19 protein-coding genes are annotated in these 21,588 nt (G+C 63.4%); 7 read left to right on the top strand and 12 right to left on the bottom strand.

Annotation, left to right across the window (positions count from 1 at the left end; translation table 11 throughout):
* Positions 1-25 precede the first annotated feature (25 nt).
* The 4 genes from alkB to V1273_RS11500 form a co-directional block, all read right to left on the bottom strand.
* Complete coding sequence (gene alkB, locus V1273_RS11515) at positions 26-679, bottom strand: DNA oxidative demethylase AlkB (protein WP_334369221.1); 654 nt, start codon at positions 677-679, stop codon at positions 26-28.
* A gap of 12 nt (positions 680-691) precedes the next feature.
* Positions 692-1,435: a 2OG-Fe(II) oxygenase gene (locus tag V1273_RS11510; protein ID WP_334409672.1), complete on the bottom strand. Its 744-nt coding sequence runs from the start codon at positions 1,433-1,435 to the stop codon at positions 692-694.
* A gap of 155 nt (positions 1,436-1,590) precedes the next feature.
* Positions 1,591-2,277 (bottom strand): DUF2848 domain-containing protein, encoded by a 687-nt coding sequence (locus V1273_RS11505; RefSeq protein WP_334384285.1) that lies wholly within the window; start codon positions 2,275-2,277, stop codon positions 1,591-1,593.
* Positions 2,270-3,619, bottom strand: coding sequence for an amidase (locus tag V1273_RS11500; protein WP_334409670.1), 1,350 nt, complete (start codon positions 3,617-3,619; stop codon positions 2,270-2,272). The genes V1273_RS11505 and V1273_RS11500 overlap by 8 nt, the downstream gene beginning before the upstream one ends.
* Positions 3,620-3,869: 250 nt before the next feature.
* Here V1273_RS11500 and V1273_RS11495 point away from each other — a divergent pair, with 250 nt between their 5' ends.
* The 4 genes from V1273_RS11495 (at position 3,870) to V1273_RS11480 (ending at position 7,905) form a co-directional block, all read left to right on the top strand.
* On the top strand, positions 3,870-4,283 hold the full coding sequence (locus V1273_RS11495; RefSeq protein ID WP_334376558.1) for a Zn-ribbon domain-containing OB-fold protein: 414 nt from the start codon (positions 3,870-3,872) through the stop codon (positions 4,281-4,283).
* Positions 4,284-4,288: 5 nt separating this feature from the next.
* Positions 4,289-5,428 (top strand): thiolase C-terminal domain-containing protein, encoded by a 1,140-nt coding sequence (locus V1273_RS11490; RefSeq protein ID WP_334409669.1) that lies wholly within the window; start codon positions 4,289-4,291, stop codon positions 5,426-5,428.
* A 105-nt stretch (positions 5,429-5,533) separates the two neighbouring features.
* Entirely contained in the window at positions 5,534-6,448 is a 915-nt protein-coding gene (locus tag V1273_RS11485) for an SDR family oxidoreductase (protein ID WP_213255746.1), read from the top strand.
* A gap of 521 nt (positions 6,449-6,969) precedes the next feature.
* On the top strand, positions 6,970-7,905 hold the full coding sequence (locus V1273_RS11480) for an SMP-30/gluconolactonase/LRE family protein (protein WP_442893814.1): 936 nt from the start codon (positions 6,970-6,972) through the stop codon (positions 7,903-7,905).
* 180 nt (positions 7,906-8,085) lie between these two features.
* Here the strand turns inward: V1273_RS11480 and ppc are convergent, their stop codons facing one another.
* The 3 genes from ppc to V1273_RS11465 all read right to left on the bottom strand — a co-directional run bounded on the left by ppc (position 8,086) and on the right by V1273_RS11465 (position 13,509).
* Complete coding sequence (gene ppc / locus V1273_RS11475) at positions 8,086-10,878, bottom strand: phosphoenolpyruvate carboxylase (protein ID WP_334409667.1); 2,793 nt, start codon at positions 10,876-10,878, stop codon at positions 8,086-8,088.
* A 138-nt stretch (positions 10,879-11,016) separates the two neighbouring features.
* Entirely contained in the window at positions 11,017-12,564 is a 1,548-nt protein-coding gene (locus V1273_RS11470; RefSeq protein WP_334409666.1) for an acyl-CoA synthetase, read from the bottom strand.
* A gap of 132 nt (positions 12,565-12,696) precedes the next feature.
* On the bottom strand, positions 12,697-13,509 hold the full coding sequence (locus V1273_RS11465; RefSeq protein ID WP_334409664.1) for a crotonase/enoyl-CoA hydratase family protein: 813 nt from the start codon (positions 13,507-13,509) through the stop codon (positions 12,697-12,699).
* A 92-nt stretch (positions 13,510-13,601) separates the two neighbouring features.
* Between V1273_RS11465 and V1273_RS11460 the strand changes: the two genes are divergently transcribed.
* Both V1273_RS11460 and V1273_RS11455 read left to right on the top strand, forming a co-directional pair.
* A complete protein-coding gene (locus tag V1273_RS11460; RefSeq protein ID WP_334367787.1) occupies positions 13,602-14,474 on the top strand; it encodes an SDR family oxidoreductase in 873 nt (290 codons plus the stop codon).
* A gap of 192 nt (positions 14,475-14,666) precedes the next feature.
* Positions 14,667-16,247: a fatty acid--CoA ligase gene (locus tag V1273_RS11455; protein WP_334367786.1), complete on the top strand. Its 1,581-nt coding sequence runs from the start codon at positions 14,667-14,669 to the stop codon at positions 16,245-16,247.
* Positions 16,248-16,419: 172 nt separating this feature from the next.
* On the opposite strand, the gene V1273_RS11450 is transcribed toward V1273_RS11455, so the two are convergent.
* Both V1273_RS11450 and V1273_RS11445 read right to left on the bottom strand, forming a co-directional pair.
* The gene (locus V1273_RS11450) at positions 16,420-16,896 is read right to left on the bottom strand and encodes a GFA family protein (RefSeq protein ID WP_334409663.1); all 477 of its coding nucleotides are present in this window, start codon (positions 16,894-16,896) and stop codon (positions 16,420-16,422) included.
* Between the two features lie 23 nt (positions 16,897-16,919).
* Positions 16,920-18,194, bottom strand: a complete 1,275-nt coding sequence (locus tag V1273_RS11445; RefSeq protein WP_334409662.1) for an acyl-CoA dehydrogenase family protein — start codon at positions 18,192-18,194, stop codon at positions 16,920-16,922.
* Between the two features lie 221 nt (positions 18,195-18,415).
* Between V1273_RS11445 and V1273_RS11440 the strand changes: the two genes are divergently transcribed.
* Complete coding sequence (locus V1273_RS11440; protein WP_028350950.1) at positions 18,416-19,195, top strand: enoyl-CoA hydratase-related protein; 780 nt, start codon at positions 18,416-18,418, stop codon at positions 19,193-19,195.
* A 202-nt stretch (positions 19,196-19,397) separates the two neighbouring features.
* Here V1273_RS11440 and V1273_RS11435 read toward each other — a convergent pair whose 3' ends face one another.
* The 3 genes from V1273_RS11435 to V1273_RS11425 are packed head-to-tail and all read right to left on the bottom strand — an operon-like array spanning position 19,398 to position 21,548.
* Positions 19,398-19,772 (bottom strand): DUF6285 domain-containing protein, encoded by a 375-nt coding sequence (locus V1273_RS11435; RefSeq protein WP_334409661.1) that lies wholly within the window; start codon positions 19,770-19,772, stop codon positions 19,398-19,400.
* A gap of 1 nt (position 19,773) precedes the next feature.
* A complete protein-coding gene (locus V1273_RS11430; protein WP_334409660.1) occupies positions 19,774-20,760 on the bottom strand; it encodes a phosphotransferase family protein in 987 nt (328 codons plus the stop codon).
* Positions 20,757-21,548, bottom strand: a complete 792-nt coding sequence (locus V1273_RS11425) for an enoyl-CoA hydratase/isomerase (RefSeq protein ID WP_334409659.1) — start codon at positions 21,546-21,548, stop codon at positions 20,757-20,759. The genes V1273_RS11430 and V1273_RS11425 overlap by 4 nt, the downstream gene beginning before the upstream one ends.
* Positions 21,549-21,588 lie beyond the last annotated feature (40 nt).

The raw sequence follows: 21,588 nt of genomic DNA, 5'->3' as shown, positions 1-21,588 counted from the left end.
CTCCCCTTCTCCCCTTGTGGGAGGATCAGCGCGCCTTGCGGAAAGTGAGATTGATGCGCTGGCGGCCCATCAGGGGATGCTCGCCGTCGGCGAGCGCGGCTACGCCGTGGAAGAACAGCCGCGACGGTCCGCCCCAGACCACGATGTCGCCATGCTCGAGCCGGTAGCGCTTCGGTTTGTCGGCGCGCTTCGGACCGCCGAACAGGAAGATCGCGGACAGACCGAGCGACACCGACACGATCGGCGCGGCGAAATCCTGCTCGTCCTTGTCCTGATGGAGCGACATCCGTGCGCCGGGCGCGTAGCGGTTGATCAGGCAGGCATCGGGCGCGAAGCCGGCAAAGCCAGCCTCGGCGGCCGCCTGCTCGGCAATTACGTGGAAGCTCGGCGGCATCTCCGGCCAAGGCTGCCCGGAATCCGGATCAATGCCGTCATAGCGATAGCCGCTGCGGTCGGTCACCCAACCGGCACTGCCGCAATTGGTCATCGCGACCGACATCTGATGACCGCCGGGCGTAAACATACGGCGGAATGGCGCTCGCGCGATGATCTCGCGCAACGCCGCGACCACTTCGTTTTCGAAGGGCTTCGCATATCCGCGCAGCAATACCGCTCCCTCCGCCATCGCTTCGCGCGATGGGCGCACATCCGGCACGGCCTCGAACAAATCCGCAGTCAACTCAGTCCGCACTCATTTGGCATCGTGAAAGATCACGCCGACGGTATGGCGATGGCCGGAGCGGATCCGGCTGACGCCGTGGCGTAGGTTAACGCGATAGGGCCCACGCGTCCCCTGCACCGGCCGATGATGCACAGCAAACGCAACGGCATCGCCCTGTCTCAGCGGCACCACCTCGGGCCGCGACTGCATCCGCGGCCGCTGCTCGGTCAGCACGAACTCGCCGCCTTCGAAATCGCGCCCCGGTTCCGACAGCAGGATCGCGACCTGGAGCGGGAACACGTGCTCGCCATAGAGGTCCTGATGCAGGCAATTGTAGTCGCCCTCGCCATATTGCAGCAGCAGCGGAGTCGACCGCGTCTGCCCGGCGTCGTGGCAGCGCTTCAGGAACGCTGCATGCTTGTCGGGATAGCGGATGTCGATCCCCATCGTTTCGTTCCAGCGATTGGCCACGCCGCAGAGCCGTGTATAGAGCGCGGGCCGCAGTTCCGTGATCAGATCAGGCAATGGATAGTCAAAATATTTGTACTCGCCGCGACCAAAGCCGTGGCGCCCCATAACGATCCGGCTGCGGAAATTCTTGTCGTCGGGATAAAGCGCAGCCAGCGCTGCGCATTCGTCCGGCGACAACAATCCCTTCAGCACAGCGCAGCCCTGCGCGTCGAGATCGGCAGTTGCCTGCGTCCAGTCGATGGCATCGACGCGGGCGGCGATGTCGGGGGCAGGATGGTGGATGTTTCTTGCGGTTGCTTTCATGCTGGCAGTCTCGCAAACAGGCCACAACAGAACCACCCGATTTCTGACGAGTTCCATCCCCGTCATTGCGAGCGCAGCGAAGCAATCCACGCCTCAGCTCGGGGATAGATAGATTGCTTCGCTTCGCTCGCAATGACTGCGGTTAGAGCCCGGCGTCACCCCAACACCGGCAGCGCGATCACGTCATAGCCGTGGCTGATCTTCCGCTTCAGCACGGGATCCTCCAGTTCAAACTCGAAGCGATCAGCCGGGCGGATGCCGCCCTTGGCCGCAAACGTGCCGCCAAACATGGCGCAGCCGTCGGGCAGGCCTTTGCCGCCAAAGCCGCGCTCGATCAGGTCGTTCACCGGCAGCATGGCATCCAGCGTACCCTCCTGGTAGAGCACCCGCGCGCCGCCGATGATGGCCCAGGAGCGCAGGATCAGCCGGTCCCAGTGACCGATGACCTCCTCCAGTTCCCACAGCACCGAGGCGACCGGCTTGTCGCACATCTGCTTTGAGACGGTGACACTGTAGCTCTCCACCTTGCGGTCGGTATGGTCGGAGCCGCAGCCGACAAAGATGCGACCCTGCCAGCCGATCAGCACGAACTCGACCTCACCGCTGGAATCGCCGCCCGTTACCTCGATACGATCGTCCTGGGTAATCCGCCGCGCCGAGCAGCGATAGTAGATCGGCGTCGTCGCGGGGGGCGCGATACCGATCGCTTCCAGTTCGGCGATATGTTTGTCGCGTGCGACCGGATCGCGCCCGGTCCAGCCGGCGATGACGGCCTGGTCGATCGCGAGCGTCAGCGGCGTCAGCATACCCTTGTCGTCGACGTTGAAGGTCAGATCAAACACGGATGACATCCTCCATTCCGGCGGCGAGTTGGAAGACGCGGCGATCCGATCCGCCGGCGGCTGCGAGCATCAGCCCGACCGGCACCTCGCCTTCGCGATGCGCGGGCAGCGAGATCGCGCAGCCGTCGAGCATGTTGATCAGGGTGCAATTGCGCAAGGCGCGCAGATTCTGCGTGGCGAAGGCCTGGTCGTCGGCGAGGTCGGCGATCCTGGGCGGCGTATTCGCGGTGGTCGGCAGCACCAGCGCGTCGTAGGGCGCGATGCGCTGTTCGGTTCGCGCTATGAACGAGCGGCGCGCCTTGAGGATGTCGATATAGTCCGCCGCGCTGATGCCTTCGCCGCGCAGGATACGGACGCGGACGCGAGGGTCGTAGACGTCGCCTTTGCCGGTGAGCAGGTAGCGGTGCCACGCGTAGCTTTCGGCGGCGGCAAAACCGCCCTTGCTGTTCATGACGCCGACGTCGTGAAATTCCGGCACCTCGATGCGCTCGATCAACGCGCCGTGGCGCGACAGCGTCGCCAGCGCGCGCTCGAAGGTTTTGGCGACCTCCTCGTCGAGGTCATCGAGCGCGATCGTGGTCGGCACCGCGAGCCGCATGCCCTTGACGGTGCGCGGCTGCAGCGGCTGCACGGCTTCATCCGCGAGCACAGCATCCAGCACCGCACAGCAAGCTACACTACGCGCCAGCGGCCCAAAACTGTCGAGCGAAGAGGACAGCGGCACGCCGCCGTCGAGCGGCACGCGCGCCTGCGTCGGCTTGTAACCGACGATGCCGTTATAGGCAGCCGGAATCCTGCAGGAGCCGCCGGTATCGGTGCCGAGCGCGCCATACGCCATGCGGTCGGCGATCGAGACCGCCGCGCCCGAGGACGAGCCACCGGGCACGTGGCCGACGCTGCGGTTCCAGACGCTCTTCGGCGTGCCGTAATGCGGATTGATGCCGATGCCGGAATAGGCGAACTCGGTCATGTTGGTGCGGCCGATCACGATGAAGCCGGCCCGGCGCAGCCGCGCCACCACCGGCGCATCGGCGTCTGCCGGCGCAGAATCTTCCAGCGCGCGAGAGCCGGCGCGGGTCACCTGCCCCTTGATGTCGTAGAGATCCTTGATCGAGACGGGAATGCCGGCATAGGGCGATGGCGCGGCGCGCGCTTTGCGCAGATGATCCATCGCGTCGGCTGCTGCGATCGCGGCGTCCTTGTCGACGTGGATAAAGGCGCGCGCGCCCTCGCCGGCGGGATCGGCAATTTTGGCGAGACATTCCTCGACCAGTTTGCGCGCGGTGGTGCGTCCGGAGTCGAGGTCGGCGGCGAGGCTGGCGAGCGTCGGATGGTTCGGCATGGCTTTCTTGTTCGCTTCCTTTGGCGTCACTTGTGTCTGAAGCGAGCCTGATGACGAAAAATGCAGTCGGCAATTTGCCGTGGGGCGGACTATCTCCGATGATACGCTGGCATACAAGCGCCCTCACGCGCAGGAATGCGGCCATGCAATGGCCGTCGTCGCTGAGCCGTTGACGGGCAACAGCCAAATGTCGCATCAAGATCGCAACAAGCGGGCAAACGCCCGACTTCCCCGAGGAGAAACTGCCGACATGGCCGAGCCCGCCCGCGCCAAACCAAAACCAACCCCGGAGACCCAGCATTTCTGGGACGGCACGCAGGCTGGCGAGTTACGCCTGCAGCGCTGCGACGCCTGCGCCAATGTCTATTTTCCGCCGCGCCCGTTCTGCCCGTCCTGCGCCTCGCGCAAGGTTTCCGTCTTCAAGGCCAGCGGCAAGGGCAAGCTCTACAGCTACGTCATCAACCACCGCCCGGCCGCACCCGGCTTCACCCCGCCTTACGCCATCGCCGTCGTCGAGCTCGACGAAGGACCGCGCATGATGAGCAACATCATCGATTGCCCGCAGACGCCGGAGGCGCTGGAGCTCGACATGAAGCTCGAGGTCGCGTTCGAGAAGCTCGACGACAAGATCACCCTTCCCATGTTCCGTCCGGCGAAGGCTTAAGCACCATGCGCAGGAATCAAGTTGCCGTCGTCGGTGCTGCCGAGACCACCGAACTCGGCGTCATCCCGAACATGTCGCAGATCCAGCTCCACGCGGATGCGGCGCTCAATGCTATCGCCGATGCCGGGCTAAAGCTGTCCGACATCGATGGTATCGCGACCGCCGTAGAAACCCCGCAGCAGATCGCCCATTACCTCGGCATCACGCCGACCTGGGTGGACGGCACGTCCGTCGGCGGCTGCTCGTTCATGCTACACGTCCGCCATGCGGCGGCAGCGATCGAGGCCGGCCTGTGCAAGACCGTGCTGATCACCCACGCCGAGAGCGGAAAATCGATGATCGGCAAATTGCCGCGCTCGATCCCCGCCGACAGCCTGCAGGGCCAGTTCGAGGCACCGTTCGGCGTCTACGGCCCGCCCAGCATGTTCCCTATTCCGGTGCTGCGCTACATGAAGACTTACGGCATCACCCATGAGCAGATCGCCATGGTCGCCGTCGTGCAGCGCGAGTGGGCCGCGAAAAACCCGCGCGCGACGATGAAGGACCCGATCACGGTTGCGGACGTGCTGAACTCGCGGATGATCGCCTACCCGTTCCGTCTGCTGCAATGCTGCCTCGTTACCGACGGCGGCGGCGCGCTGATCTTGACCTCGGCCGACCGCGCCAAGGACTTTCCGAGAAAGCCGGTCTATATCCTCGGCACCGGCGAGAGCGTGGAAACGCCGATGGTCAGCCAGATGGAGACGTTCAACTCCTCGCGCGCCTTCAAAGTCGCAGGCCCCACCGCCTTCAAGGAGGCCGGCATCACCCACAAGGACGTCGATCATTTGATGATCTACGATGCCTTCGCGCATCTGCCGCTCTACGGCCTCGGCGATCTCGGCTTCATGCCGCACGAAGAGACCGGCAAGTTCATCGCCGACGGCAACACTCGACCCGGCGGCAAGCTGCCGCTCAACACCAATGGCGGCGGATTGAGCTACATGCATTCCGGCATGTATGGCATGTACGCGCTGCAGGAAAGCGTGCGGCAAATGCGAGGCATCGCGCCGGCCCAGGTCAAGGACGCGAAGATTTCGGTCTGCCACGGCGTCGGCGGCATGTTCGCGGCAAGTGGTACGGTTATCTTTACGAACGAGAAGTAACACCCTGTCATTCCGGGGCGCACGAAGCGCGATCCCGGAATCTCGAGATTCCGGGTCTGGTGCTTCGCACCATCCCGGAATGACGGGGACAACCGGAGCAACACAATGACAAAATCACTGCAAGACAAAGTCATCATCGTCACCGGCGCCGGCCGCGGCATCGGCCGCGAGATCGCGCTGCTCTGCGCCGCGGAAGGCGCAAAAGTCGTCGTCAACGATCCCGGCGTCGCCGCCGACGGCGCCGGATCGAACGCAGCTCCCGCCGAGGAAGTGGTCGAGGAGATCAAGAAGCGCGGCGGCACCGCGGTCGCCAATTTCGAGTCGGTGGCGGAAGCGATCCCCGCGAGCAAGATCGTCAAGACGGCGACCGATCATTTCGGCCGGCTCGACGGCGTCGTCAACAATGCCGGCATTCTGCGCGACATGATCTTCCACAAAATGAGCGTCGAAGCCTTCGAAGCCGTCATCAAGGTGCACCTGATGGGCTCGTTCTATGTCAGCCACGCCGCAGCGCGGCTTTACCGCGAACAGGAGAGCGGCTCCTTCGTGCACTTCACCTCGACCTCGGGCCTGATCGGCAATTTCGGCCAGGCCAACTACGCCGCCGCAAAGCTCGGCATCGTCGGCCTGTCGAAGTCGATCGCACTCGACATGGGCCGCTTCAACGTCCGCTCGAATTGCGTCTCGCCGTTCGCCTGGACCCGCATGATCGGCACCATCCCGACCGAGACCGAGGCCGAGAAGGCGCGCGTAGCGAAGATCCAGCAGATGGGTCCGGAGAAGATCGCGCCGCTATGCGCTTATCTGCTCAGCGACGCCGCCAAGGACGTCACCGGACAGATCTTCGGCGTGCGCATGAACGAGATTTTCCTGTTCAGCCAGAATCGTCCGCTGCGCTCGGTGCAGCGGAGCGAAGGCTGGACGCCGCAGACTATTGCCGAGCACGGCATGCCGGCGCTCGCGGGATCGTTCTACAAGCTCGACCGCTCCGCCGACATCTTTACGTGGGATCCGATCTGAGGAAGACTCTCCACACAGTCGTCCCTGCGAACGCAGGGACCCATACCGCGTGATCTATCGAGGAAGCGCGGTAGCAGACACCTTATCACACAACGAAAGCCGGTGGTTATGGGCCCCTGCTTTCGCAGGGGCGACAAGTTGAGGGGCTCTCGCCTCTATTCCGTCGTCCCTGCGAACGCAGGGAGACGACTCCTCCTCCATGTCCAATTATTTCACCACAGCCCGCCCGCTTTATGCCGGAATGCAGGCTGATGTTTTTCCTCCCAAACAAAAATACACGGGAGGAAATCATGACAACCTCGCTGACCTTTTCCGATTCCCAGCAACAAGGCGGCGGTTTTGACCGTCGCAAGATACTGACCGGCGCGGCAGCACTCGCCGCCTCGGCCGTAACGATGAAGACGGCCTCCGCGGCCTCCGTCGCGCCGCTCGGCCAGACCGCCGCGCCAACCACGGCAACGCCGCCCCTGCCGCTCGGCCCGCTTCCTGGCGCCCGCTATCCGGACTCTCGCCTGGAGTCGATGAAAAAGCCGAAGGTTTCGTTCGGACCGACCGGTTTCCCGGCGTTCGCCGGCACGATGGCGGTGGAGCGCGTCGCGACCGGATTCCGCTGGGCCGAAGGTCCGGTCTACTTCGCAGCCGGGCGTTACGTTCTGTTCTCCGATATTCCCAACAACCGCATCATGCGCTTCTCGGAGGATGACGGTCATCTCAGCGTCTATCGCCAGCCCTCGATGAACTCGAACGGTAACACCATCGATCGCGAAGGACGGCTGATCACCTGTGAACATTCCGGCCGGCGGGTCACCCGAACCGAGCTCGACGGCTCGATCACCATCATCGCCGACAAGTACAACGGCAAGAAACTGAACTCGCCGAACGACGCGGTCGTCGCGGCCGACGGTTCGATCTGGTTCTGCGATCCAGCCTACGGAATCGGCGGCTATTACGAGGGCATCAAGGCGGAGCCCGAGCAGGAAAAGAAAAACGTCTACCGGGTGGATCCGAAATCCGGCGACATCAAGGTGGTGGTCGATGACTTCGTGGAGCCGAACGGCCTGTGCTTCTCGCCCGACGAGAAGAAGCTCTATATCTGCGATACCGGCTTCACCGACGGGCCGGACAATCCGTCGCATATCCGCGTGTTCGACGTGGATCTCGCGGCCGGCAAGCTTTCGAACAGCAAGGTCTTTGCGGACATGCCCAAGCCCAGCATCACCGATGGTCTGCGCTGCGATACCGCCGGGCGCCTGTGGTGCTCCGTGGGTTGGGGCGATCCGAACGAGGACGGCGTGCGTTGCTATACGGCTGACGGCGATCTGCTCGGCAAGATCCACATTCCCGAAACCGTCGCCAATTTGTGCTTCGGCGGTCAGCAGCGGAATAGGCTCTACATCTGCGGCTCATCATCGCTCTATGCGGTCTACACAAGTGCGCAGGGCGCGTTGAAACCGTGAACGCAAAGGGCGCTGATTGTTAGGTGCGATCTCCCACCACGAGTCGTCCCCGCGCACGCGGGGACCCATAACCACAGGGTTCTGTAGCTGAAGGATGATGTCTCCCATCCTCCCCCTACTGATAGATCACGCGGTATGGGTCCCTGCGTTCGCAGGGACGACGGCCGAAGTTTGCTCACCTCACCCGCTATTCCTCAACCCCGCAGAAATCCCGTTGATCGTAAGCTGAATCCCGCGCAGCACCTGCTCGTCCGGACTATGCGAGCGATGCTCCTTCAACAGTTCGACCTGCACGTGGTTGAGCGGATCGAGGTAGGGGAAGCGATTGCGGATTGAGCGTTCCAGCAGCGGGTTACCCTGCAACAGGCGCTCATGGCCCATGATGTCGAGCAAGGTCTCGATCGAGGCATGCCACTCGCGCCGGATGCGCCCGAAGATGCTTTCGCGCAAGGCCACGTCCGGCACCAACTCGGCATAGCGCGAGGCGATCGCAATCGAGCTCTTGGCCAGCACCATGTCCATGTTCGACAGCAGCGTGCGGAAGAATGGCCATTCGCGGTAGAGCTCCTGCAGGAAGGCCATGCCCTGCTCCGGGTGCTCCGCGATCCAGGTCTCGACCGCGGAGCCAAAGCCGTACCAGCCCGGCAGCATCAACCGGCACTGCGCCCAACTGAACACCCAGGGGATGGCGCGAAGGTCCTCGATTTCGTGGGTTTTCTTGCGCGACGCCGGGCGGCTGCCGATGTTGAGCGTCGAGATTTCGGTGATGACGGTGGAGCCCCAGAAATAATCGGCAAAGCCTTCGGTCTCATAGACCAGCCCGCGATAGGCCTTGAATGCCAGCGCCGACAATTGCTCCATTGCCGTGAGATACTCTTTCCGCGGCGCGCTCTGCCTGGGATGCAGCAGGCTCGCCTCCAGCGTCGCCGCGGCCAAGATTTCCAGATTGCTGCGACCGACTTCCGGATTGGAATATTTGCTGGAGATGATTTCACCCTGCTCGGTGATGCGGATCTGCCCGTTCACCGCGCCGCCGGGCTGCGCGATGATGGCGTCATAGCTCGGCCCGCCGCCGCGGCCGACCGATCCGCCACGGCCGTGGAACAGCCGCAAGCGCACGCCATGACGCTCGAACACGTCGACCAGTTCGATTTCGGCCTTATACAGCTCCCAGCCCGACGTGACGAAACCGCCGTCCTTGTTGCTGTCGGAATAGCCGAGCATCACTTCCTGGATGCCGCCGCGGCTGTCGACCAGCCGGCGGTAATCGTGCTGCGCCAGCATCCTATCCATGATGCCGGATGAAGCCTGCAGATCCTCGATGGTTTCGAACAGCGGCACGATGTTGATGGCGCTGCGGCCGGAAGGATTGACGAGGCCGACCTCCTTCAACAGTACCGCCACCTCCAGCATATCCGACATGCCCTTGCACATGGAGGTGATGCATTGGTGGATCACATCGGGGCCGAAGCGCGCATGGGCCTCGGCGGCGGCACGGAACATGGCGAGTTCGCCGCGCGTTTCTTCGCTGTACTTGACGAACACCGAGCTCAGCGGCCTTGCACTGCGCAGCTCGCGCAGCAGCAGATGGACGCGGGCCTCCTCATTCAGTGCCAGATAGGACATGCCGGGAATCGCGGCATCGAACAGTTCCGCGACCGTGCGCTCGTGCACCGCGGAATTCTGCCTGATGTCGAGCCGGGCCAGATGAAAGCCGAAGCAATCCACGGCACGACGCAGCAAGCGCAACCGACCGCGCGCGATCACGCCCGAATTGTTCGCAATCAAAGAACGATTCAGAACGTCGAGATCGGCCTTGAACTCCTTCACGCTCGCATAAGGCGCGGCCTCGCCGACCGGACGACGCGTCGTCTCAACCTCGAGCTTTGCAGCGGTCGCGGTCAGCCTTGCATAGATGCCGGATACCGCGAGCCGATAGGGTTCACCGCTCCTGTGCGGCGAAGTATCCGGCGACCGCTCGGCCAGCGCGCGCAATTCGTCGGAGACGTCGGCGAGGTGCGCGGCCAGCGACAATTCGGAGCCGAGGACATGCAACTCTTCCAGATAGAAGTTCATCACCCGGCTCGATTGCAGGCGCAGCGTGCCGCGCATGACGTCGGCAGTGACAAAGGGGTTGCCGTCGCGATCGCCGCCGATCCAGCTTCCCACGGTCAGGAACGACGCCAGCTCGCCGGGCGCGCCGTCCTCCTCCCGGTTCAGCCGGTCCTCCAGCGCACAATGCAGCCGCGGCACCTCATGCAGGAAGGTGTAGTCGTAGAACGACAGGCCGTTGGCGACTTCGTCGAGCACGGTCAGCTTGGTCCGGCGCAGCAGGTTGGTCTGCCACAGCGTCAGTACGGCGCGGCGCAACTGCTCGTCGCAGGCCTCGGCCTCCTCCGGCGTAAGCTGGACGCGCTCGCGCCGGTCGAGCAGCGCGGCGATCTCCATCTCGCGGTCGAACGTGCTCTTGCGACGGACTTCCGTGGGATGTGCCGTCAGGACCGGGCTGACCTGGGCCCCCTCGAAGAAGCGGCGCAGCTCGGCCGCGCTGATCCCGGCGGTCTTTGCGTGAGCGAGCGTCTGGGTCAGCGCGCTCGGTCGCGGCCCGCCGGGACCGCGGCCACGCATCTGGCGGATGTTGTTCTGGTCCTCGGCGATGTTGGCGAGATGAGAAAAATAGCTGAAGGCGCGGACGATCCGCACGGTATCGCTGATCGACATGCTGTCGAGGATGGTCTCGAGTTCCCGCCGCGCCAGCTTGTCCTCGTCCCGGTGGAACCGGATCGAGGTTTGCCGGATACGTTCGACCAGATCGAAGACGTCAGCGCCTTCCTGGTCGCGGACGGTATCACCGAGAATCCGCCCGAGCAGGCGAATGTCGGTCCGCAGCCGCGCATCCTCCTCCAACGCCAGCGCCTCGTCGCTGCGGTTGGACCGGACTTCGATCTCGGAAGGCATGGTCTGGGAAGACATTGGCTGGCCACCTCAAACTGCCCGGCTCTTCCGAGTGTGCAATTTTTTTGCCGCGGTGCAAGATAAAGATGGAGGCGGTGCACACCGGGGTATCCCGGACGCAGTGCAGCCCCCTTCGCGCTGGCACGGCAGCGCCGGCTAAATCCTCCGCCCTGCCCGCTCCCAATAGGGATCGCGCAGGCGGCGCTTGAAGATCTTGCCGGAATCTTCCCGCGGCAGGTTGGACTGGATTTCGATGTGCTTTGGCACCTTGTAGTCGGCCAGCGCGACCTTGAGCTGGTTGCGGATGGAAGTCGGATCTAGCGTCACCGCCGGCTGCGGCTCCACCACAGCCATCAGCGCCTCGCCGAATTCGGCGTCGGGAATGCCGAACACCGCGCAATCGTGCACGCCGGGAATCGCATGCAGCGCAGCCTCGATCTCGGCCGGATAGATATTGACGCCGCCTGAAATCACCATGTCGCGCTTGCGGTCGCAGATGAAGACATAGCCGTCCGCGTCGATATAGCCGACATCGCCCGAGGTGATGAAACCGTCGCGATCGATCTCGGCGCGCTTTTCCGGCTTGTTGTGGTAGGTGAAATCAGGATTGCCTGCGATGCGCGAGTAGATTTCGCCGATCTCGCCCTGCGGCAGTTCCCTGCCGTCGTCGCCGATGAAGCGCAATTCCGCACCCGGCGCGATCTTGCCGACGGTGCCGGGCTTCTTCAACGCGTCCTCGGAAGTCGCAAACGTAACCGCACCTGACTCGGTCGAGCCGTAGAATTCGTGGATGATCGGCCCCCACCATTCGATCATCGCGCGCTTGACGTCCGCCGGACAGGGCGCGGCAGCATGGATGACATGGCGCAAGGACGACATGTCATACTTCCTGCGCACTTCCTCGGGCAGCTTCATCAGCCGGATGAACATGGTCGGCACCATGAAGATGGTGTCGATCTTCTCGGTCGTGACCACGCGTAAAAATTGTTCCGCGTCGAAGCGCGGCATGATCACCAGGGCGCCGCCGAGACGGCCGGCGCGCAGGCCGAACGAGTTCGGCGCGGAATGATACAGCGGCCCTGGAAGCAATGCGCGGGCACCCGGCTTGAGGCCGTAGATCAGCGCGCGCATGCGCTCGGCGTTGGCGCTTTGCTCCGGCGTCGGCGCAAAGCGGCGCACGCCCTTGGGATGGCCCGTCGTGCCGGAGGTGTAGATCATGTTCTGCGGCTGCGGCACCGCCGGGCCTTCATAGCGCTGGTGTTGGTTCAGCCAGGATTCGTAATCGATCGCGAAGTCGGGCGTCGTCAGACGATCCGGATTGATCTTGTAGTTGGCGAGAATCTCCGGCGGGGTCGGCACGCTGAGCGCCGTGACGCCCTGCGGGATCGCCTCGCGTAACTGATGCAGCATGTCGGCATGCGCGACCAGCACGGATGTGCCCGAATCCTTCAGCACATAGTTGATCTCTTCCGGCTTGAAGTGCCAGTTGACCGGCACGCCATAGGCACCGAGCCGCATCGCGGCATAAGCCGCTTCGATGAAGGTGATGTCGTTGCGCATCAACATGGCGACGCTGTCGCCTTGTTTGACGCCGAGCCTTTGCAGCCCGCAGGCGATGCGCTCGGTCCGTTCGGCGACTTCGCCGTGGTCGCGCCGGCGCTCGCCGCTGATGATGCCGAGGAAGAGTTGGGAGTTTTCGGTCATCGTCTTGTTCTTTTTCTTGCGAGTATCTCTCAGTTCGTCATGGCCGGGCTTGACCCGGCCATCCACGTGCTTGCCTGCAGCCAGAAAGAACGTGGATCACCGGGCTTATCCCCGTGATGACGGAGTGCCGCGCTACGCGTCCGCAAACCGCGGCGCGCGCTTTTCCATATTGGCGCGCACGGCTTCGGTCTGGTTGGGGCTGCCGAGCAGCTTCTGCTGCTCGACGGATTCGGCCAGCAGCGCCGGAGCCGGATCGACGGAGAGCTTGTTCAGCATACGCTTGGCGGCACGGATCGCGTCGGGACTTTTGCCGGCGATTTCGCGTGCGACCTCGAAAGCTGCCGTGCGCGGTTCGTCGCAGATCCGCGTCGCGAGACCATAACTCATGGCCTCCTGCGCGGAGAAGATGCGGCCGGTATAGGTGAGTTCGCGCAAAATATCGTCGCGGACGAGGCTTGCGAGAATGGGCGTGCCGGCCATGTCGGGCACCAGGCCCCATTTGATTTCCATGATCGACATCCGCGCGTCTGGCGTGAGGAATCGCATGTCGGCCCCGAGCGCGAGCTGGAAGCCGCCGCCGAACGCCACGCCCTGGATCGCGGCGATCACCGGCACCGGAAGCTGGCGCCAGCCCCAGACCGCAGCTTGCGGAAAGTTCGCGATGCCATGGGTGCGTGCAGTGAGGTCGCGCTTCTCGCCGCCGGCGATCCCGTTACCGCCGCTTTCCTTCATGGCCTGAAAGCGTCCCATATCGAGACCGGCGCAAAACGCCCGCCCCTCCCCGGACAATACTACCACCCGGAGGCCCTTTTCATTGGCCAGCCGCTCGGTAGTGGCCACCAGTGCCTCAAACATCGCGGCATCGAGCGCATTCATCTTGTCGGCACGCACCAACCGGACATCGGCAATGCCGTCCGAAATCGAGATCGAGACGCGCTGCTCCATGAAAAAATCTCCTCAGTTGCTGCTTTACAGAACGGTGTTGTCCGGTTTTAGTCAATCGACCAATTAACAGACAATCCCCTTGGGTGGAAACGATGTTCAACGATCAGCTTCTCGCCGGGCGACGCATTCTCGTGACCGGAGGCGGCACCGGCCTCGGCAAATCCATGGCCGCGCGGTTCCTCCAACTGGGAGCCGAGGTCCACATCTGCGGCCGCCGCAAGATCGTCTGCGACGAGACCGCAACCGAATTGATGGATCTGCATGGCGGGCGCGTGGTTAGCCACGGCGTCGACATTCGCAATGCCATGGCCGTTGATGAAATGATCGAACAGATCTGGACCTCGGGTCCCCTCACCGATCTCATCAACAATGCCGCCGGCAATTTTATCTCGCGCTCGGAAGAGCTCTCGCCGCGCGGCTTTGATGCCGTCGCCAACATTGTCATGCACGGCACCTTCTACGTGACGCACGCTGTCGGTCGGCGCTGGATCGCCGCCAAGCAACGCGGCAACGTGGTATCGATCACGGTGACCTGGGTGCGCAATGGCTCGCCCTATGTGGTGCCGTCGGCGATGAGCAAGTCGGCGATCCACGCCATGACGATGTCGCTTGCGGTCGAATGGGGCAAATACGGCATCCGCCTCAACACCATTGCGCCCGGCGAAATCCCGACCGAAGGCATGAGCAAGCGCATCAAGCCGGGCGACGAGGCCGGCGCGCGCACGCGGGCGCAGAACCCGATGGGCCGCGTCGGCACCATGGAGGAATTGCAGAACCTCGCGGTATTCCTGATCTCCGGCGGTTGCGACTGGATCAACGGCGAGACCATTGCCATGGACGGCGCGCAGGCGCTCGCGATGGGCGGCAATTTCTATCAGTTGCGCGACTGGAGCGACGACGACTGGAGCAAGGCGCGCGACTCGATCAAGGCGCAGAACGAGAAGGACCGCGCCGCGCGGGGGTAGTTGTCGTCCCTGCGAAAGCAGGGACCCATAACCACCAGCGCCAGTTGTTACGAAGGCAACCAGCCGCATCGTCCTTCCGATAGGCCGCGGCGTATGGGTCCCTGCGTTCGCAGGGACGACTGAGCCGTATTGTCTTTGTCGCGCGATACCGCCAAACTCCGCGCAACGATAACAAGACGATACGGGAGAGACATGTCCGCTTCGCAGCAATTGACGACCCTCGTCGACATGGTGCGCGAACGCGCCAGAACGCGCGGCGACGCGATCGCCTATGAGTTCGAGGGACGCCAGACCAGCTTCGCCGAGTTCGACATCAAGACCAACCGCGTGGCGAATGCGCTGATTGCGATGGGCGTCAAGCCGGGCGAGCGGATCGCCTACCTCGGCAAGAACAGTGACATCTATTTCGAACTGCTGATGGGCGCGATGAAGGCCAAGGTGGTGATGGCGCCGGTGAACTGGCGGCTCGCCGGTCCCGAGATCGCCTTCATCGTCGGCGACTGCAAGGCGCCGGTGCTGTTCGCAGGACCCGAGTTCATCACGCAGGTTCGCAACATCAAGGCGCAACTGCCCGACGTGCGCCACGTGATCACCACCGAGGGCGGCGCGCCGGAATGGCAGGATTTTACGGCCTGGCGCGACGCCGCCAGCGGCGACGATCGGAACGTGGCGATCAGCCCGAAGGATATCGCGATCCAGCTCTATACCTCGGGCACCACGGGCAAGCCCAAGGGCGCGATGCTGTCGCACGCCAACTTCCTCAATCTGGTGCACGCCGGCAGCGAGGCCGAGAAGCCCGAATGGAACAAATGGTCGAGCGACGACGTCTCGCTGGTGGCGATGCCGGTTTTCCACATCGGCGGCTCCGGCTGGGGCGTGATGGGGCTGTATCACGGCGCCAAGGGCGTGATCGCCCGCGAGTTCGATCCGACCAAGGTGCTGGACTTCTTCGAGCAGTCCGGCGTTACAAAACTGTTCATGGTACCTGCCGCGATGCAGTTCGTGGTACGGCAACCGCGGGCGCGGCAGGTGGATTTTTCGCGCCTGAAATACATGCTCTACGGCGCATCGCCGATTCCTGCTGCGTTGCTCAAAGAGTGCATCGAGGTGTTCAAGTGCGGCTTCGTGCAGTTGTATGGGATGACCGAGACGACAGGCACCATCGTCGCCCTTCCGCCCGAGGATCATGTCGAGGGGCTGGAGCGCATGCGCTCCGCCGGCAAGGCGCTGCCCGGCATCGAGCTTGCGATCCTCGATCCCGACGGCAACCAGTTGCCGCCGCGCCAGGTCGGCGAGATTGCGACCCGCTCCGGCTCCAACATGGTCGGCTACTGGAACCTGCCGGAGGCCACCGCCAGGACTCTCGGCAGCGACGGCTGGCTGCGCACCGGCGATGCCGGCTACATGGACGAGGACGGCTACCTCTACATCCACGACCGCATCAAGGACATGATCATCTCCGGCGGCGAGAACATCTACCCGGCCGAAGTCGAAAGCGCTATCTGCGATCATCCTGATGTCGCCGAAGCCGCCGTGATCGGCATCCCCGACGACAAATGGGGCGAAGCGGTGAAGGCGATCGTGGTGATGAAGCCGGGCAAGCAGGCGAATGCCGCCGACATCATCAATTTTACGCGCGAACGCATTGCGGGATTCAAGACGCCGAAATCGGTCGACTTCATGGAAGCGCTGCCGCGCAATCCGTCGGGGAAAATCTTGCGGCGGAATCTGCGTGAGCCGTATTGGGCGGGCAAGGACCGGCAGGTGAATTGATCCGTGATCTATCAACGATGTCGTCCCTGCGAACGCAGGGACCCATACGCCGTGCGATCGCTGATACGAGAGGTGCCAGTTTCCTTCGCTTGACGGCCGTGACTCAAACTGCACCCTGTGGTTATGGGTCCCCGCGTTCGCGGGGACGACGACTTGTGGGCATAGCAACCGCTCACTTCTTCGCTGCCGCTCTTTCGCGCAACGCGCGCCGGCGCTCCTTCGCTTCGTCCGACCAGACCTCGTTGATATCGTAGAATTCGGCGAACGCCTTCGCGCCTGATGGTAGCGTTACCCAAGGCTGCTTAGTGGACGTGAAGATATGTACGTCTGGCGGGCACTGGGTTGGATCGTCCATCGTGCCGACGCGCACGAAGCGGATCGCCGGCCCGGAGCCCGGATAGTTGCTCCAGACCGCGACCTTGCACACCGGGCAGCGCGCGATGCGCTGGCCCTTGCCGCTCGCCGACGGCGTGTCGATGATCTCGGGCTCGGCGGCGATATGCTCGACTCTGTCGGCTTCGTACATAGCATTGAGCGCGTGCACGGTGCCGGTCTCGCGCTGGCACCAGGTGCAATGGCAGGCATGCACGATCATAGGCCTGCCGTTCAGGCGGTAGCGGATATGCCGGCATGTACATCCACCTTCCATGATCTTCTCCTTGGCTTTGCTCCTCAGTGCTTCCCCGCCCCCATATAGCCGAACAGGAATCCCGCCACCTTGCGCTTCTGGATTTCCTCGCTGCCTTCGGTGATGCGGTAGCGGCGGTGGTGGCGGTAGATGTGTTCGAATGGCTTGTGGCGCGAATAGCCCATGCCGCCATGTACCTGCATCGCGCGGTCGGCGGCCTCGCAGCACAGGCGGTTTGCCCAGTAGTTGCACATCGACACGCGATCGGACAGGGTGTGCTCGACCTGCGCCTGTGTGAGCTGGTCCATCTCCCACGCGGTCTTGCGGATCAATAACCTGAGCATTTCGGCCTGCGTCGCCAGCTCCACCAGCGGCCATTGGATCGCCTGGTTTTCGGCCAACGCCTTACCGAACGGCTTTCGCTCGCGCGCATATTTGACGCTCTCATTGATGCAGTAGACAGCCGCGCCCAGCGAGCTCGCCGCCTGCCGGATCCGGTTCTCGTGCACAAAACATTGCGCCAGCGAAAGTCCGCGGCCGATCTCGCCGAACAGTGCATCCTCAGGGACAAACACATCCGTGAAGCTGACGCGCGGATGGTCCGTTGGCATGTTGAAGGTCCACATATACTCCTCGACCTTCACGCCCTTGCTCTTGGCCGGCACCAGGAAGCACGTGATGCCGCGCGCGTCGCCGTCATTGCCTGATGTCCGGGCGAACAGCGCACAATGGGTCGCGACATGCATGCCGGTCGTCCACATCTTCTGGCCGTTGATGATCCAGCCCTTGACGTCGTCACGCGTCGCCTGCACCGCCCTGGTTTCCATATGCGTCGCGTCGGAACCGTGATCAGGCTCGGTGAGGCCGAAGGTGATGCGGTATTTTCCGGTGATCGAGCCTTCGATCATCGCCTTCTGCTCGTCAGTGCCGTAGCGGTCGAGCATGGTCACGAGCGGCAGGTTGCCGACGATCGAATGCTCGTTCTGCAGATCATTGTGCAGACCAAGGCCCTTTGAGGCGAAATGCTCGCGGATGACGGCCATCCAGAGGTTGGACCCGTCCTTGCCGCCATAGCGCTTCGGGATCGCGAACCGCAAATGGCCGGCGGCGTCGGCGAGGTTCTTGGCCTTGCGCAGCAGCGCTTCCCATTCATGCCGAGGCAAGCCGCCGTTTTCGAAATCGGTACGCGCCCATTCGCGACGATGATCGAAGAAGCGGATGTTGTCGTCGGCTTCCTCCAGCGGCTTGATCTCGCGCGCGATGAAGCGATCGAGTTCGTCGAGATAGGCCGTGAGGTCGGCAGGCAGGTTGAAATCCAAGGCGGTCTCCCGGGAATATTGTTTGTTTTGATTTGCGTTTAGGCGCTGCGTAGCGCTCCTGCTCGAACGGAATAGAGTGAGAAGACCAGGCCCAAGTCAAGCAACGGAGCAGGCCTTGGCACGCGCGGGGGCCTTGCGTAATTGGATGGTTTCGAACGGTCGGGCAGCGCTATGATCGCGGCCAATATTCTTCGCCGCAGAAAATCGAAACGGGAGCAAACATGGACCTGAAATTCTCCAAGGTGACACGCAAGGGGCCGATCACGATCATCACGCTGTCGCGGCCGGAAGTGTACAATGCGCTGCATATCGACGCGCATTTCGAGCTCAACAAGGTGTTCGACGATTTTTCCGCGGACCCTGCGCAATGGGTCGCGATCGTCACCGGCGCCGGCGACAAGGCGTTCTGCGCCGGCAACGACCTGAAATGGCAGGCGGCCGGCGGAAAGCGCGGCTGGGACAAGGGCGGTTTCGCCGGCCTCACCTCGCGCTTTGACTGCGACAAGCCGATCATCGCCGCGGTCAACGGCGTCGCAATGGGCGGCGGCTTCGAGATCGCGCTGGCCTGCGACCTCATCATTGCCTCGGAGAATGCGACCTTCGCGCTGCCCGAACCGCGCGTCGGCCTCGCCGCGCTTGCCGGCGGCGTGCACCGGCTGCCACGACAGATCGGGCTGAAGCGCGCCATGGGCATGATCCTCACCGCGCGCCACGTCTCGGCCAAGGAGGGACTCGAGCTCGGCTTCGTCAACGAGGTGGTTCCGGCCGGTGAAGCACTCGCCGCGGCGGAGCGCTGGGCGGAGACGATCTGCAAGAACTCGCCGATGTCGATCCGTGCCTCCAAGCAGGCCATTCAGCGCGGCCTCGAAGTGTCGCTGGAACAGGCGATCGCCGAGCAGCGCGAGTATCCGGCCGTGAAGGCGATGGCGGCCTCACAGGATTACATCGAAGGACCGAAGGCGTTTGCCGAGAAGCGTCCGCCGAAATGGCTGGGGCGGTGATGAACACGACGCTCTATCCCCGTCATTGCGAGCGCAGCGAAGCAATCCATCTATCCACTTGCGGTGAGATGGATTGCTTCGTCGCTGCGCTCCTCGCAATGACGGCGGAGAGTTAGCGGCCTCGATGCCGGATGGCTAGAGCGCAGCGAAACCCATCGTTCCGGCCTCGACACATGATGGGTTTCGCTGCGCTCTACCCATCCTACGATTTTCCGAGTTCGCGCTTGTACGACGCATAGTTCGGTTGATCGACGGCCAGCTTGTCCATCGTGGTCTGCCAGAGATGTTCTGCCAATCCCGGTGTCTGCAGATCGACCTCTCCGTTCGCGATCTTCTCGCAGAGCGCCCGATTGAGATCTATCAACGCGCCATCCATGCCGAGCAACTGCTTCAACCGCGCGACTTCGGCGGCATCGCTGCCCTGCTCCAGGGCCAATTGCCGCGTCACCAGGTCGAGCGCGTTGATGCCGACGCGGAGCTTGAAGGCGTTGTGGCCCTTGACGGTGGGCGCAATCTCGTTGCGGAGGAAATCCGCGACCGCCTTGATCAGTTCGGTGGGGGTCGGTTCGTCTTGCATCCTACTTTCCTCGCGGCGCGAGTAGCCGTAGCAGATCGATCTCCGTCTCCGAGGAACGCCGACCGATCATGGCGCGTTCCATCGAATGGTCGGGGCCTTGCCGGAAACGCTGCATCATGCCGCAGCACATGATGCCCCAGCGCAGCGTGCCCATCACTTCCCAGAACATCACACGATCAGGATCGACCGTGCGGCCGGCTTCCTCGTATCCGGCGAACAATTGCTCGCGCGTCCCAAAGCCACCGACCGGCTTGTCGATCTCGCCGAAGCGCCAGGAGTTGACGCAGATCCAGCCGAGGTCTTCCATCGGATCGCCGACATGCGCGAGTTCCCAGTCCAGCACCGCACGGACGCCATCGGCGCCGATGATGAGGTTGCCGTGGCGAAAATCGCCATGCACCAGCGTCACCTGCTGCGACGGTCCGGGATCGCGCTCACGCAGCCAGCGCAGGGCGAGTTCGAACACCGGCCGCGGCCAGTCGAAGCTGCGGTATTCCCGCTCGAGGTCGGCGATCTCCTTGGTCGCGCTCATCTCGCGCAACTTCGGCAGTTTCGCCGACGGCAAGCCGTGAATGCCGGCGATCACGCGACCCAACTGCCGCGCCAGGATCGGCCGCGCCTTGGCGAACTGCTCATCGCGCAGAATCTTCCGCGCGATGGTCTCGCCCTCGATCCGCTGCATGATGAAGCCGCGGCCGAGTTCGTCCGCCGGCTTCAGCACATGCATCACGCGCGGTGAAGGCAGGCCGGCGTCATGTGCCAATTGCATCAGTGTCGCCTCGGCATCGAGGCCGGCGGCCCGCCCCGGCGACGCGCCATAGCCCGGCGGCGCGCGGCGCAGGATGGCGCCAACATTGCCGCCCGGATGCACGATATCGAATGTCCAGGTCTCCTGGCTGGCGCCGCCGGAAAGTTTTGCGGCCCCGGTCACGCCGGTCGCCCCTGGATACCAGGAGACGACGCAGCGTGCGAGTTGGTCCTCGATCATTTGCCTTTGAACTTGGCGGGGCGCTTTTCGAGGAAGGCAGCAACGCCTTCCTTGAAATCATCAGCCGCGCCGGCGATGCGTTGCGATTCGAATTCGAGGTTGAGCTGTTCCTCGAAGGAATTTTCCGGGCTGTCCCAGTAGAGCTTTCGGATCAGCGACAGCGCGATGGTCGGGCCATTGGCGAGCTCATGCGCGAGCTTCATCGCCTCCTCCATCAAGTCAGCATCGTCATGGACGCGGTTGACGAGGCCCCATTCCAGCGCCTTCTCTGCCGGCAACCGTTCGCCCATCAGCGACAATTCCACCGAGCGCGCCTTGCCGATCAAGCGCGGCAACAGCCAGGTCGAGCCGCAGTCCGGCACCAGGCCGATGCGGCGGAACGCCTGCAGGAAATAGGACGAGCGGGCGCAGAGGATCATGTCGCCCATCAGCGCAAAGCTCATGCCGGCGCCCGCAGCGGGACCGTTGACGGCCGTGACGATCGGGCAATGCAGCCGGCGCAGCCGCCGCAGGAACGGGTGAAAGCCGATTTCCAGCGATTGACCGGCATTGCTCTTGCCGGGCTTCTGGTTGTTGCGGCCCTGCAGATTGGCGCCGGTGCAGAAGGCGCGTCCGGCGCCGGTCAGCACGAGGCAGCGCACCTCCTCTCGCTTCTCCTCGATCGCGTCGAGCGCTTCGCCAAGCCCACCCAGCATGTCCATCGAGACCGCGTTCATGACCTCCTGATGGTCGAGCTTGAGAACGGCGACCGCGCCATCGAAATCGAGCGTGACGTGCTTGAACTGCATTGTTTCCTCAACTTGTGTTTACGCGCTATTTCGCTGCGCG

Origin of the sequence: Bradyrhizobium sp. AZCC 1721 (assembly GCF_036924715.1) — a bacterium.
Lineage (GTDB): Bacteria > Pseudomonadota > Alphaproteobacteria > Rhizobiales > Xanthobacteraceae > Bradyrhizobium.
The sequence above is the reverse complement of the archived record's forward strand: the minus strand, read 5'-3'. Positions and strand labels throughout refer to the sequence as shown.